Below are 13,439 nucleotides of genomic sequence, written 5' to 3'. Positions count from 1 at the left end.
GGTGACGTGCATCACCCCCCGAGCGCCGAGCGGTCGCCCGCACGGCATGCCGAAGGCCCGTGCCCCCGGTGGGGTCACGGGCCTTCGAGCCGTTCGTCAGGAGAGGGTGAGCACCAGGTGCTCCGTCGCCGGCGTGCGTGAGTTGCGCAGGCCCGCGACGACGGAGCCGTCCCGGTCGTCCTTGTCGATGACCAGGTCGACCTTCCCCGGCAGCAGGACCGGCTTCTTGAACCACACGTGGCTCGTGCCCGGACCGCTGGTGACCGGGCCGATGGCGGCGAGCGTGCGCGCGTAGGTCCACATGCCGTGCGCGATGGCCCGGGGGAAACCCATCGCCTTGGCCGTGGGTGCGCTCATGTGGATCGGGTTGATGTCGCCCGAGGCGAATCCGTAGGTGCGACCGAGATCGGCCGGCAGGCTCCACTTCGCGGCAGCAGCTCCCGTCGGGATCGAAGGGGGCTGCTCGCCCCGGGTGGCCTCGGCGTCACCGCGGCCGCGGGCCAGGTACGTCGAGCGCCCGTCCCAGACCCGCTCCCCCGCGACGTCAACCTCGGTGACGAGGTCGACGACCGTGCCCTTGGGGTGGGCGCGCAGGTTCTGTGCGGTGACGGTGATCTCGAGCTCCTCGTCGAAGCGCACCTCACGGTGGACCGTGATGACGTTCTCCACGTGGACCAGGCCCATCAGCGGGAGCGGGAAGTCCTTGTGGGACATCAGTTGCATCTGCAGCGGGAAACCGACGACGTGCGGGTAGGTGTGCGGCAGCACGTCGGAGTTGTTGAACCCGCAGATCCGCTCGTACTGCAGCAGGTCGTGCCGGTCGACGGTGTGGCCGGTCAGGCGCAGCGAACGGTCCGGCAGCTCGCCGGGTGCCGCGGACCCGGACGGCCCGGGAAGGGACGGCAGGGCGGCCTTCGCGTAGATCACGCCCAGCGTCGGGACGGACGTGAGGGTCTCGAGGCTCATCAGGCCCCCAGGATCATCTGGCCGCAGACGCGCACGACATTGCCGGTCACGGCGCGGTTGGCGTCCCAGGAGAACCAGCCGATGGTCTCGGCGACGTCCACCGGCAGGCCACCCTGCGACAGGGAGTTGGTCAGTCGGCCGACCTCACGCGTGGCCAGCGGCACCTTCGCGGTCATCTCGGTCTCGATGAAGCCCGGGGCGACGGCATTGACGGTGACCCCCTTGCTCACGACCTGCGGGTCCTTCGCCAGGCTCTTCGTCATCCCGATGACGCCGGCCTTGCTCGCGCCGTAGTTCGTCTGTCCCCGGTTGCCGGCGATGCCGGCGATCGAGGAGATGTTGACGATGTGCCCGCCCTCGTTGATGGCCGGGAGAAGCGTCTCGTTCATCCTCAGGATGGACAACAGGTTGACGTTGAGGACCGAACCCCAGCGATCGGAGTCGGTGTTGACGAGGAGCTTGTCCCGGGTGATACCCGCGTTGTGCACGACGATGTCGAATCCGCCGTGCAGGCTCTGTGCGTGGTCGACGATCTTGGCGCCCGCGTCCTCGGCGGTGACGTCGAGCTGGAGGGCCGAACCGCCGATGCTGTTGGCGACGTCGGCGAGCGGGCCACCGGCGGCAGGCATGTCCACGCACACGACGGTGGCACCGTCCCGGGCGAGGGTCTGGGCGATGGCTGCGCCGATGCCGCGGGCGGCGCCGGTGACGACGGCGACCTTGTCCGCCAGCGGGGCCTCCCAGCTGGCGGGCGCGACGACGTCGGCGACCGGCTCGCCCACGTGGACGACCTGTGCCGAGACGTAGGCGGAGCGGCCGGAGAGGAGGAAGCGGATGGTCGCCTCGGCGTTGGCCTCTGCGCCCTCGGCGACGTAGACCATGTTGGCCGTGCCACCGGCGCGCATCTCCTTGCCGACCGAGCGGACGACTCCCTCGAGGGCGCGCCGGGCCGCTGCCTGGGCGACGTCGTCGGTGTCCTCGACCGGTCGGCCGATGACGATGACGCGACCGGTGGGGGCCAGGGTCTTCAGCGCCGGCGACAGGATGCGGCGCAGCGTCTCGAGGTCGGCCGGGGTCTGTGCCTGGGTCATGTCGACGACGACGCCCGCGACGGAGGTCGACGGCGATGTGGCGATCTGGACGTCGGCCGCGGACAGCGCCCGGGTCAGCACCTCGGCGACGGGAGCGTCACCGTGGCCGTCGAGGAGCACCGCACCGTTGATGAGCGGGGCACCAGCCATGTGGCGACGCAGGGTGGTCGGCCGCGGCAGACCGAGCGTGTTGGCGATCTGCTTGCCCAGACCGGAGCTGACGAACTTGCCGTACTCGAATCCCATGTGGTTTCTCCTTGATTCGCTTCGGGGAGGGCTCAGGCGCCCTCGAGGATGGCCACGACGCCCTGTCCGCCTGCGGCGCAGATGGAGATCAGGCCGCGGCTGCCCGGGCCCTTGGCGTGCAGCAGCTTCGCCATCACGGCGGTGATCCGGCCTCCGGTGGCGGCGAAGGGGTGTCCCGCGGCGAGCGAGGAGCCGTTGACGTTGAGCTTGTCGCGGTCGATCGAGCCCAGGGCGGAGTCGCGCCCGAGCTTCTCGCGGCACCAGGCCTCGTCCTCCCAGGCCTTCAGCGTGGAGAGCACGGTCGAGGCGAAGGCCTCGTGGATCTCGTAGTAGTCGAAGTCCTGCAGGGCCAGGCCGTTGCGCTCGAGCATGCGCGGGATGGCATAGGCCGGCGCCATGAGGAGCCCCTCGGCGCCGTGGACGTAGTCCACCGCAGCGGACTGGCCGTCGACGAACCACGCCAGCGGCGTCAGACCCTGCTCGGCGGCCCACTCCTCGGATCCGAGGAGGACGGCCGAGGCGCCGTCGGACAGCGGTGTGGAGTTGCCGGCGGTCATGGTCGCGTCGTCGCCCCTGCCGAAGACCGGCTTGAGCTTCGCGAGCTTCTCCATCGACGAGTCGGGACGCAGGTTCTGGTCACGCGACTGCCCCATGAAGCTGGTCATGAGGTCGTCGTTGAACCCCTCGTCGTAGGCACGGGCCATGTTCTGGTGGCTCTTGGCGGCCAGCTCGTCCTGGGCTTCGCGGGTGATCCCCCACTTCTTGGCCGTGATGGCCATGTGGTCGCCCATGGAGAGTCCGGTCCGCGGCTCCGCGTTGCCGGGGAAGGAGATGCCGAGGTCGGTCGGGCGGATCGCGGCGAGGGCCTTGAGCTGGTTGGCGGTGCCCTTGGCGCGGTTCACCTTGAGCAACTTGGTACGCAGCTTCTCGCTGACGGTGATGGGCGCGTCTGATGCGGTGTCGACCCCACCGGCGATGCCGGACTCGATCTGACCGAGCTTGATCTTGTTGCTGACCAGGAGCGCGGTCTCGAGTCCCGTGCCGCATGCCTGCTGGAGGTCGTAGGCCGATGTCGTCGGCGCGAGCGCTGAGCCCAGGACCGACTCACGGATGAGGTTGTAGTCGCGGGAGTGCTTGATGACGGCACCGCCGGCAACCTCGTCGATGTGCTTGCCGCCGAGGTTGTACCGGGCGACGAGCCCGTCCAGGGCAGCGGTGAACATGTCCTGGTTGGACGCCTCGGCGTAGGGGCCGAACTGGCGCATGAAGGGGATGCGGTTGCCACCGAGGACAGCGGCACGGCGGGGCTGGTTGTTGGCCACTCCGGGTCTCCTGGTCGTGAGTTGGGTGTCTGTGCGATCCGCTCGTGGTCGAGGAATCCCACACGAATTATACGATACGGACGGTAGCAGGTACCCGCAGTACCTGCTACCGTCCTCCAGTGTGAGCACTACCACCGACGGACGCAGCGCCCGCTGGGCGGTCCACCGACAGCAGCGCCGCAAGGAGCTGGTCGAGTCGGCGATCCGGACCATCCGCAGCCGGGGCGCTGCTGTCGGCATGGATGAGCTCGCCGCCGGCGCCGCAACCTCCAAGACGGTCTTCTACCGCCACTTCACCGACCGACAGGGCCTGTACCAGGCGGTGGCCGAGCGGGTGGACGAGCTGATCCTGCGTGACATCGGCACCGCCCTCGGTCAGGGAGTGGCGAAGGGGGCTGATCTCGGCCTCCTGGATGTCGACCCCCGCTCGGTGATCCGGGCGGCCATCGACGCCTACCTGATGTTGGTCGAGCGCGATCCCGAGCTGTACCGCTTCATCGTCTCCGCCCCGATCGTCGGCAGCGGGAAGTCCGGCAACGCCGCCGAGGCCGCTGCGACGGCCACCGGCAAGATGGCCGGGCAGATCAGCGAGCTGATCTCGGCGGCCCTCGTCGACCGGGGCCACGACCCGGCCCCCGCCCGGCTGTGGGGCCAGTCCCTCGTCGGGCTCGTCCGCGCCGGCGCCGATGCCTGGCTGGCCGGGTCGGCCGGCGACGTCGCCCGCGAGGAGCTGACCGAGCAGCTGACCGATCTCGCCTGGTCGGGCATCGCCATCGCCTGGCAGCGCCCCACCGACTGACCCTCAGCTCCTCGCGGACATCTGCGACGATGCCCCCATGGCCACTTCCGACTCGCCCAAGGATCCCGTCGCCGAGCAGATCAGGACCGTCCTCGACGGCCGATGGGCCGAGGTACGCCAAGGCCTGCGGGCCGACCCCGACTTCCCCGTGGCGGTACCCGGCCTCGAGCTCGGCCTCGATGAGTACCGGGCCCGCACGCTGGCCTCCTGCCACGAGCTGGCGGGCAGCGACTTCGTCCTCGGCGCGGTCCCACCCGAGCAGGGCGGGACGGGCGACCTCGGGGGCTCGGTCACCGGGCTGGAGATGCTCGGGCACGGCGACCTGTCGGTGATGATCAAGGCCGGCGTCCAGTTCGGCCTCTTCGGGGGGGCGATCTCCAACCTCGGTACCGCCCGCCACCACGAGGCCTACCTGCAGGACGCACTGCAGCTCGATCTCCCGGGTGCCTATGCGATGACCGAGACGGGCCACGGATCGGACGTGCAGTCGCTGCTGACGACCGCGACCCACGACCCGGACACCGACGAGCTCGTCATCCACTCCCCTTCGCCCGCTGCCCGCAAGGACTACATCGGCGGAGCCGCCCGGGACGCCCGCATGGCTGCCGTCTTCGCCCAGCTGGTCGTCGGCGGCGAGAGCCATGGCGTGCACTGCGTCCTGGTCCCGATCCGGGACGAGCAGGGCCGGGCGATGCCCGGCGTGACCATCACCGACTGCGGCCCGAAGATGGGGTTGCGCGGGGTGGACAACGGACGGTTGATGTTCGACGGGGTCCGCGTGCCGCGGCAGAACCTGCTGAACCGGTACGGCGACATCGACGACGACGGCACGTACACCTCCCCCATCGAGAGCAGGAACCGGCGCTTCTTCACCATGCTCGGCACCCTCGTGCGCGGCCGGATCACCGTCGGCGCCGGCGCCGGGGCAGCGGCCCGCAGCGCGTTGACGGTCGCCGTGCGCTACGGCCTCCGGCGGACGCAGTTCAGCTACCCCGATGGCGAGCACGAGGTCGTGATCCTCGACTACCTGGGGCACCAGCGCACGCTGCTCCCCCGACTCGCGCGGTCCTACGCGCTCGCGCTGGCACAGAATGCGCTCATCGCCCGGATGCACGACCTCACCGTCGGTGAGTCGACGGGCGAGGACGCACACCGCGAGCTCGAGGCGCGGGCCGCCGGCCTGAAGGCCGTGACCACCTGGCACGCGACCGACACGATCCAGGCCTGTCGCGAGGCCTGCGGCGGGGCGGGCTACATGAGCGCCAACCGCTTCGCCGACCTCAAGGCGGACACGGACGTCTTCACCACCTTCGAGGGCGACAACACGATCCTCCTGCAGCTGGTCGCCAAGGGTATGCTGACCAACTACCAGGCCGACTTCGCCGACCTCGACACCTCCGGAGCCATCCTGTTCGGCGCCCGGCAACTGACCACCTCGGTCATCGAGCACACGATCGGCGGGTCTCTCATCCAGCGGCTCATCTCCGGCGCATCCGGCCGGGACGGGGACGATGCGTTGCGTGACCGCGGCGGGCAGGTCGCCTTCTTCGCGGATCGCGAGTCCCACCTGACCGAGAGCCTGGCGATGCGGCTGCGACGGGCCGGGGACGACGAGAGCAAGTCCTTCTCGGTGTTCAACGACGCACAGGACCATCTGCTCGAGGCCGCCCGCGCGCACATGGACCGGGTCGTCCTCGAGGCCTTCGTCACCGCTGTCGAGGAGGCCCCGCAGGGGCCGGGCCGCGACCTGCTGGCGAAGGTCTGTGACCTCCACGTGCTCAGCACCGTGGAGGAGCACCGGGCGTGGTACCTCGAGCACGGTCGCCTCAGTGCCAGTCAGGCGAAGGGGGTCATCGCCCGGGTCAACGAGCTGTGCCAGGAACTCCGCCCCCATGCCGACACCCTCGTCGATGCCTTCGGCATCCCGGACGAGTGGCTGACCACCGAGATGATGGCCGACCTCGCCTCGTTCTAGCGAGGCCGGCCGACGTCCGGCCGGACCCGGATCCGGTCAGCGGATGTCGAGGACGCGGTGCTCGCGGATCGACATGACCAGGGCGATGATCCAGCCGACGACGGTCCAGCCGAGCAGGAGGTTGACCCAGAAGACGGCCCACGCGTTGCGCGTCCCCCGGACCGCTGCGATGGCCCACGGCAGCATGTACCCCGCCGTGACGATCGCGACGATGATCGCCACCGGGGCGCTGACGACTCGTGTCTTCTGATCGGTGACGATGCGTGCCATGGGCATCAGCCTAGTCCGCACGCCCCGGGGCGCCCCCTCGTGCCCGTCGGCTCACAGGCCCAGGACCGAGATGGCGACGGTGAAGTAGATGAGCAGCCCGCTCGCGTCGCAGAACGTCGAGATGAACGGGGTCGAGAAGACCGCGGGATCGACCTTGGCGGCCCTGGCCACGAGCGGGATGACCCCGCCGACCGTGGCAGCGATGGGACAGTTGGCAATGAGGGTCAGGGCGATGACGGTGCCGATCCCCGTGCCGTAGACGGCACTGGCGATGACGAAGGCGACGACGGCGAGTACGAGACCGAGGTACAGACCCGTGCGGACCTCCTTGAGGGCGACCTGGGTGACGTTGCGGATCCGCACCTCGTCCATGGCCAGGGCCCGGGTCACCGTGGTCGCTGCCTGGGATCCCGTGTTACCACCGATGCCGGTCAGCAGCGGAATGAAGAGGGCAAGCGTCACCTGCTGCTCGAGGGTCGCCTCGAAGATCTCGAGCACCTGGACGGTGAGCACGGCCGAGATCCCGAGCACGAAGAGCCACACGATGCGGGCACGAGCGATTCGGCGCACGGGGGTGAGCAGGTAGGGGCGGCGCAGCGGCTCGCTCGCGCCGGCACGGGCCTGGTCCTCGGCCATGGCCTCCTTGTCGATGCGGGCGGCATCGGTGACCGGGATGACGCCGACGAGACGGTGCTCACGGTCGACGACGGGCCACAACAGGTGTCCGACGTCCAGGACCCGTCGGGCGACGAGCTCGGCGTCATCCTCGGTCCGGGCCACCGCGGGGTCGTCGTTCATGACGGTGGCGACGAGCGTCTCCTGTGGGTGGCGCAGCAGGTCGACGGTGTCGAGGATCCCCAGGAGCAGTCGGTCGGCGGTGACCACGGGGACCATGGTCACCACGTCGGTGTCTCCGGTGTGCCGGGAGAGACGATCGAGGACATCCCCGATGGTCTCGTCGGTCCGGGCGCGCGCGGCCGTGGGTGACATCTGGCGGCCGACGGACCCCTGCGGGTAACCGAGCAGCTCCATCGTCGCGTCGAGCTCGTCCCCGTCGAAGGAGTCGACGAGACGGGTGGCCACACCTGCGGGAAGCTCGTCGAGCAGCCGCGCCTGCTCATCCGGGTCGAGGGCGGCGAAGACCTCGGTCAGGGGGGCGTGACCGAGCCGGTTGATCAGATCAGCCTGGGTGACGGTGCCCAGATCGTCGAAGACGGCGACTGCGAGGTCCTTGTCGAGCAGCCGGAAGACCACGGTCGCGTCCTCGATCGGCAACGACTCGATGTCGCGGACGACCTGGGCGGGCGGCATCGTGCGCACGAGCGAGGCCAGGGTTCCCAGGTCGCGCGACTGGACGAGTGAACGAATCCCGTCGGTGTCGATCGTCACGGTCTCTCCTGCCTGGTGCCCCTGACCGGCGAGGACTGGGCGCCGGTACCGCTGCCGCGGAACCTACACCAGCCCCACCCTGCGCACGACCGCGTGTGGAGCCGGATGGGTCCACCGACCCCCGACCAGCCGGCGTCGGCTCAGGTGCGGGCCGGCACGAGCCGCCACAGGGACGTGACCTCCGCCCTGCGCGCGGCGTGGAGAGAGTCCGCGGGGTCGGTGGCCCGGGAGTGGCGGGGCGTGGTGTCCACCCGGCCGGCGACCCGCAGACCGGCGTCGGCGATCAACGTCAGGAGCTCCTCGGGGGTGCGCAGGCCGAGGTGCACGGCCACGTCGGAGAGGACCAGCCACCCTTCGCCCCCGGGCTCGAGGTGAGCGCCGAGCCCGCCGAGGAATCGGCGCAGCATGTCGGAGTCGGGGTCATAGATCCCGACCTCCAGCGTCGAGGTCGGCTCCCCCGGCAGCCACGGCGGGTTGCACACGACCAGGTCCGCGCGTCCCGGAGGGAAGAGATCGGTCTCGATGACGTCCACGGTGCCATCGAGACCCAACCCGGTCATCGTCTCGCGCGCGGCGACCACTGCCCGGTGGCTGATGTCCGTGGCGACCACCCGGCCGGCACCGCGGCGGGCCAGGACTGCCGCCAGCACCCCGGTGCCCGTCCCGACGTCGAAGACCGTGGGCGCCGTCTTCGGGAGCGGCGCATCGGCGACGAGGTCGACGTACTCACCGCGCACCGGCGAGAAGACCCCGTACCCCGGGTGGACGCTCGCCCCGAGCGCCGGGACGGGCACCCCCTTCGTCCACCACTGGTGTGCGCCGATCACGCCGAGCAGCTCCTGCAGAGCAACGCACACGGGGCCCGGGGGGTCGCCGTAGGCCAGTCGACAGGCTCCGCGCACATCGGGGGCCCGACGCAGCCGCAGTGAGTGATCGGCCGCCAGCTCGACGACGAGCATGCCGAGCACGCGGGAGCGCTCGGCACGCTCAGCGCGGTGGGCGGCGAAATCCGTCCCGGCACCGCGGCTCCGCGCGGCGGCCTTCTGCACCCGTCGGTCCATCGCCTTCAGCAGTTGACGGGCGTTGTGGTAGTCCCCCCGCCAGAGCAATCCGGTGCCCTTCCGGGCCAGGCGGTACGCGGCATCCGCACGGATCGTGTCGTCGACGACCACCACCCGGACGGGCGGGGGCATGCCGTTCTCCGAGTGCCACGGGGCGGAACGCTCCACGCCGTCCTCGCTCCAGTGGATCGACATCTGGCTCCCTGGTGGTCGGACGGTGCCGCGGTGGACTGTGGCAGCACGCACGAGGCAGGTCGGCCTCGTCGGTGAGAGGATGCCACACCACCCCTCGCCCAGGACGCCCCACGGCCGGCCGCGGGCAGTGCATGTTGTGGCGCTTGCCGGGTAGGCCCCCTGCAGACCACGCACGACGAGAGGACGACATGTCGAACTATCGCACCGAGAACCCGACGACCGGAGAGGTCGAGCGCACCTTCGACGACCTCGACCGGGACGGCGCGATCGCCGCGGTCGACCGAGCCCAGGCGGCCCACGAGCAGTGGCGTGAGATCCCCGCCGAGCAGCGCGCCGACGTGCTGCGACGGACCGCCGACCTGTACGACGAGCGCTCCGAGGAGCTGGCCCGCACCATCGCCGTCGAGATGGGCAAACCGCTCAAGCAGGCGAAGGGGGAGGTGCAGCTCGCCGGGTCGATCTACCGGTGGTACGCCGACCACGGGCCGCAGATGCTGCAGGAGGAGCAGCTCGACCCGCAGGGCGCGCTGCGCAGCATGGTGCAGATGGAGCCGGTCGGGGTGCTCCTGGGCGTCATGCCGTGGAACTACCCCTACTACCAGGTGGCGCGCTTCGCCGCGCCCAACCTCATGATCGGCAACACCGTGCTGCTCAAGCACGCCGGCATCTGCGCCGCCTCGAACGCGCTCATCGAGGAGATCCTGCTGCAGGCGGGGCTGCCCGACGGTGGCTTCGTCAACCTCCTCGCCCCGAGCAGGATCATCCCCGACGTCATCGCCGACCCCCGGGTGCAGGGCGTCTCGCTCACCGGCAGCGAGGCGGCCGGAGCCTCGGTGGCCGAAGCCGCCGGCAAGAACCTGACCAAGTCGGTGCTCGAGCTCGGCGGCTCCGACGCGATGCTCGTGCTCGACGCTGCCGACGTCGAGGCGATGGCCCGGACCGCGGCGAAGGCGCGACTGTCCAACTCCGGGCAGGCGTGCAACTCGCCCAAGCGCATCTTCGTGGCCGACGAGATCCACGACGACTTCCTCGCCGCGCTGACCCGCAACGTCGAGAAGACGGTCGTCGGGGATCCGCTCGACGAGGCGACGCAGATGGGACCGATGTCCTCGACGCAGGCCCGTGACGACCTCCACGAGCAGGTGCAGGACGCCGTGTCGAAGGGGGCGACTGTCCACACGGGCGGGGCGCCCCAGGACGGCCCGGGTGCCTTCTACGCGCCCACCGTGCTCACCGGCATCACCCCGGACATGCGCGCGTGGGACGAGGAGCTCTTCGGCCCGGTGGTCATGGTCTACCGGATGACCGATGTCTCCGCCGCACTGGAACAGGCCAATGCGTCGACGTACGGCCTGTCCGGCTCGGTGTGGAGTGATGACCCGGAGAAGGCCGCGGAGGTCGCCAACCGGCTCGACGTCGGCATGGCCTACGTCAACGAGCACGGCACGACGCTGCCGGGTCTGCCCTTCGGCGGGGTCAAGCGGTCCGGCTACGGTCGCGAGCTGGCCAGCGATGGCATGCACGAGTTCGTCAACCGCAAGCTGGTCCGGGTCGCTGCGAAGTAGTCGCACCCGGTGGGGGATCCCTGCTGAAACGGCCCCGGACATCCGCATCGCGCGGAGTCCGGGGCCGTTGTCGGTGGTGGACGTAAAGGGACTCGAATCATTATCTGGGCGATCCGGCTACCTCGTGTCGCACCGGGCTTCTGCCCCGATTTCCTGCGGTATCAAACAGGTTAGTAGTGGACTAGACAGGACGTAAAGGGACGCGGGTACACTTTCTATCGACACGTAGTCGACATGGAAGCGGGGCGCGGGCATGGCGCGACGATCCTTCGGCCAGATACGCAAGCTGCCCTCTGGCCGCTACCAAGCGCGGTACGCCGACCCAGAGGGCCGGACCACGATCAACAGCCGTGGCAACGCCGCCCTCGTCTTGCACACCGCCCCGCACACCTTCGATGCGCGGATCGACGCCGAAGCGTGGATCACCGACGAGCGCCGCTTCATCTCCGCAGGGACGTGGACTCCCCCGGCGGATCGTCAGCAGGCCGCGAGGGATGCCGAGGCAAGCCGGGAGCACAACACCTTCGCCACCTACGCGCGGTCGTGGCTGGCTGGCCGTCACGAGCTGCGAGAGAGCACCCGACTCTCATACACGACGGCGATCGAGCGGCACCTCGTGCCGCCCTTCGGTCACCTGCCCGTCTACAAGATCACCACGACCGCCGTCCGGGCATGGTTCGCCTCGTATGGGGACCGGACCCCGACCGCGCGGGCGCACGCGTACCAGGTGCTCAGCGCGATCATGCGCACCGCCGAGGACGACGGGCTGATCGTCCGTACCCCGTGCCGGGTCAAGGCCGGGGGTAAGGCGAAAGTGGCCCGTGAGCCCGAGGTGCTGACGCTGGCCGAGCTGCTGGCCCTGGCCGATGCCATGCCGACCCGGCACCGCGCGATCACCCTTGTGTGCGGCACGTGCGGGCTCAGGTTCGGTGAGGCCGCCGCCCTTCGCCGCCGGGACATCGACCTCGACGCGGCCACGGTGACGGTGGCGCGGACCGCGACCCCGTCCGGCGGGGTCAAGTCCGCGGGGCCACCCAAGACCGACGCCGGACGACGGACGGTGAGCATGCCCAAGATCGCCGCCGAGGCCGTCCGGGAGCACCTGGCAGGCCAGCCTGTGCAGGGCCGAGACGCCCTCGTGTTCCCCGGCGTCGACGGCCAGATACTGGCCCCCACCTCGTTGTACGGGCGCACCGCGCGTATCGAGCGGCGCCGTGACGGGCGCACCTACGAGAAGGCGGCCTACGGGTTCTTCGCCGCCCGTGAGGCGATAGGCCGCCCTTCGCTCCATTTCCACGACCTGCGTCGGACGGCCGCGACGCTGGGGGCGCAGTCCGGGGCCACGGTCCGCGAGATCCAGCACCGGCTCGGGCACACGACTGCCGCAATGGCGCTCCATTACCAGCAGTCCACGGCCGAGCGGGACCGCGCGATCGCGGACGCCCTCGATGCGCAGGTGGACGAGCTGACCGGACGCGACGACGTGACGGAAATGAAGGAGGCCTCCCGGCGCTGAACGTCCGCATTACAGCCAAGACACGCCCGAGTGGCCGTACATCGGAGTGTGATTTACGTCATGCTCTGAGCGTCATCGAGAAGCCCTCAGGAGCACCGAGGAGCGTCCGAGGATGGCCCAGAAGGTCTGGATACCACCCGGTATCACTGGATACCCCCCTCCCCCGGACCATCACGAAGAGCACTAGACGGCCCCTCGGTACCCCCGGGGGGACTCTCGCGAAGCTGCTGTCGCTGGCTCATCAGACCCCAGGGGGTGGTCAGTGCTCTGTCTGTGGATGGACGGGACCGTCAGATGGTCAGTGAGTCGATGTGACGTCCAGACTCCTGTGCGGATGAGCCGCCCGGCGAGGACTGCAACGGCTCTTGCGGCAGAGGTGTCGAACTCGGCGACAACGCATCGGGAGATCGGGCCACAAGTGAGGAGGACGCCGCGTTGACAGCGAAATGCACGGTTGCGCTGGTCGAGATCGCTGAGGTCATCGCCAAGACAAGCTGAGCATCCTGCAGTCGTTGTGACGGCACGCTGTGCAGCGCGCGCAGGATCTCGCCCGCGTCCGCGTGATCCGACTGGAGGGCGCGCCGCAGGTCGACTGCCTGGTCAATCACCACGACGGCTCGGAACGGTTGTCTCTCCGCACGTGCGATCTCGTGGTGAAAGGCCGCTAGATCCTCGCCCCGGGCGACCAGCGAAGCCTGCGTGCCATTGGCCATGCGCGCGACCATTCGCAGGGTGCGGGCGATACGTGCCTGATCCGTTGTCATACCCGCCGGGGGCCTCGGCACTGCGCTCACGGGGGTCATCTCCGCGGGCCGGAGGCACGAGGGCCCGCGGGATCACCCGTGGGCGTAGGAGGGCGGCGTGACTGTTCCGACAGCCGAGCGCGGGCGTCGGCAGCTCGCTGGCCCGCCTCTTCGGGTGAGACTCGCACATTGCACTTGCCTTCCGCGACCTCACGGGAGTGCATCTCCATCTCGCGTAGAGGACGGTCGTCATCCTGCTCGGCGGAGATCTGCTCAGCCTCCGACCAGCTGAACCAGTCAG

General features: G+C 69.9%; 11 protein-coding genes. 4 read left to right on the top strand and 7 right to left on the bottom strand.

Translation table 11 applies throughout. The annotated features are described in order from the left end of the window. Window positions 1–96: 96 nt before the first annotated feature. From V1351_RS07780 to V1351_RS07770, 3 genes are read right to left on the bottom strand one after another with little or no spacing between them, the layout of a single operon-like run. Window positions 97–966, bottom strand: coding sequence for a MaoC family dehydratase (locus V1351_RS07780; RefSeq protein ID WP_338752322.1), 870 nt, complete (start codon window positions 964–966; stop codon window positions 97–99). After that, window positions 966–2,303 carry a 3-oxoacyl-ACP reductase gene (locus tag V1351_RS07775; protein ID WP_338752320.1) on the bottom strand — a complete coding sequence of 446 codons (1,338 nt, stop codon included), beginning with the start codon at window positions 2,301–2,303 and terminating at the stop codon, window positions 966–968. Before V1351_RS07775 ends, V1351_RS07780 begins: the two co-directional genes overlap by 1 nt. A gap of 32 nt (window positions 2,304–2,335) precedes the next feature. Beyond that, window positions 2,336–3,625: an acetyl-CoA C-acetyltransferase gene (locus V1351_RS07770; RefSeq protein WP_338752318.1), complete on the bottom strand. Its 1,290-nt coding sequence runs from the start codon at window positions 3,623–3,625 to the stop codon at window positions 2,336–2,338. 121 nt (window positions 3,626–3,746) lie between these two features. On the opposite strand from V1351_RS07770, the gene V1351_RS07765 reads away from it, so the two are divergent. Together V1351_RS07765 and V1351_RS07760 are read left to right on the top strand one after the other, a co-directional pair. Continuing rightward, entirely contained in the window at window positions 3,747–4,424 is a 678-nt protein-coding gene (locus tag V1351_RS07765) for a TetR/AcrR family transcriptional regulator (protein ID WP_338752316.1), read from the top strand. A 37-nt stretch (window positions 4,425–4,461) separates the two neighbouring features. After that, on the top strand, window positions 4,462–6,399 hold the full coding sequence (locus V1351_RS07760) for an acyl-CoA dehydrogenase (RefSeq protein WP_338752314.1): 1,938 nt from the start codon (window positions 4,462–4,464) through the stop codon (window positions 6,397–6,399). Window positions 6,400–6,435: 36 nt separating this feature from the next. On the opposite strand, the gene V1351_RS07755 is transcribed toward V1351_RS07760, so the two are convergent. The 3 genes from V1351_RS07755 to V1351_RS07745 all read right to left on the bottom strand — a co-directional run bounded on the left by V1351_RS07755 (window position 6,436) and on the right by V1351_RS07745 (window position 9,314). Next, entirely contained in the window at window positions 6,436–6,669 is a 234-nt protein-coding gene (locus V1351_RS07755) for a superinfection immunity protein (protein WP_338752312.1), read from the bottom strand. 51 nt (window positions 6,670–6,720) lie between these two features. Next, complete coding sequence (mgtE, locus tag V1351_RS07750; RefSeq protein ID WP_338752310.1) at window positions 6,721–8,058, bottom strand: magnesium transporter; 1,338 nt, start codon at window positions 8,056–8,058, stop codon at window positions 6,721–6,723. Window positions 8,059–8,198: 140 nt separating this feature from the next. Further along, window positions 8,199–9,314, bottom strand: coding sequence for a class I SAM-dependent methyltransferase (locus V1351_RS07745; protein WP_338752308.1), 1,116 nt, complete (start codon window positions 9,312–9,314; stop codon window positions 8,199–8,201). A gap of 188 nt (window positions 9,315–9,502) precedes the next feature. Between V1351_RS07745 and V1351_RS07740 the strand changes: the two genes are divergently transcribed. Both V1351_RS07740 and V1351_RS07735 read left to right on the top strand, forming a co-directional pair. Next, window positions 9,503–10,879 (top strand): NAD-dependent succinate-semialdehyde dehydrogenase, encoded by a 1,377-nt coding sequence (locus V1351_RS07740; RefSeq protein ID WP_338752307.1) that lies wholly within the window; start codon window positions 9,503–9,505, stop codon window positions 10,877–10,879. Window positions 10,880–11,132: 253 nt separating this feature from the next. Continuing rightward, window positions 11,133–12,395, top strand: a complete 1,263-nt coding sequence (locus tag V1351_RS07735; RefSeq protein WP_338752305.1) for a tyrosine-type recombinase/integrase — start codon at window positions 11,133–11,135, stop codon at window positions 12,393–12,395. A 290-nt stretch (window positions 12,396–12,685) separates the two neighbouring features. Here the strand turns inward: V1351_RS07735 and V1351_RS07730 are convergent, their stop codons facing one another. Then, window positions 12,686–13,189, bottom strand: coding sequence for a hypothetical protein (locus V1351_RS07730; protein WP_338752303.1), 504 nt, complete (start codon window positions 13,187–13,189; stop codon window positions 12,686–12,688). Window positions 13,190–13,439 lie beyond the last annotated feature (250 nt).

This window comes from Janibacter sp. A1S7 (assembly GCF_037198315.1).
In the GTDB taxonomy this organism is placed as follows: domain Bacteria; phylum Actinomycetota; class Actinomycetes; order Actinomycetales; family Dermatophilaceae; genus Janibacter; species Janibacter alittae.
This window is presented reverse-complemented; position numbering and strand designations above follow the sequence as displayed.

Excerpts from the sequence above, each read along its gene's own strand:
- V1351_RS07780 (WP_338752322.1), bottom strand. The coding sequence starts at position 966 with ATGAGCCTCGAGACCCTCACGTCCGTCCCGACGCTGGGCGTGATCTAC.
- V1351_RS07775 (WP_338752320.1), bottom strand. The coding sequence starts at position 2,303 with ATGGGATTCGAGTACGGCAAGTTCGTCAGCTCCGGTCTGGGCAAGCAG.
- V1351_RS07760 (WP_338752314.1), top strand. The coding sequence starts at position 4,462 with ATGGCCACTTCCGACTCGCCCAAGGATCCCGTCGCCGAGCAGATCAGG.
- V1351_RS07755 (WP_338752312.1), bottom strand. The coding sequence starts at position 6,669 with ATGGCACGCATCGTCACCGATCAGAAGACACGAGTCGTCAGCGCCCCG.
- V1351_RS07745 (WP_338752308.1), bottom strand. The coding sequence starts at position 9,314 with ATGTCGATCCACTGGAGCGAGGACGGCGTGGAGCGTTCCGCCCCGTGG.
- V1351_RS07740 (WP_338752307.1), top strand. The coding sequence starts at position 9,503 with ATGTCGAACTATCGCACCGAGAACCCGACGACCGGAGAGGTCGAGCGC.
- V1351_RS07735 (WP_338752305.1), top strand. The coding sequence starts at position 11,133 with ATGGCGCGACGATCCTTCGGCCAGATACGCAAGCTGCCCTCTGGCCGC.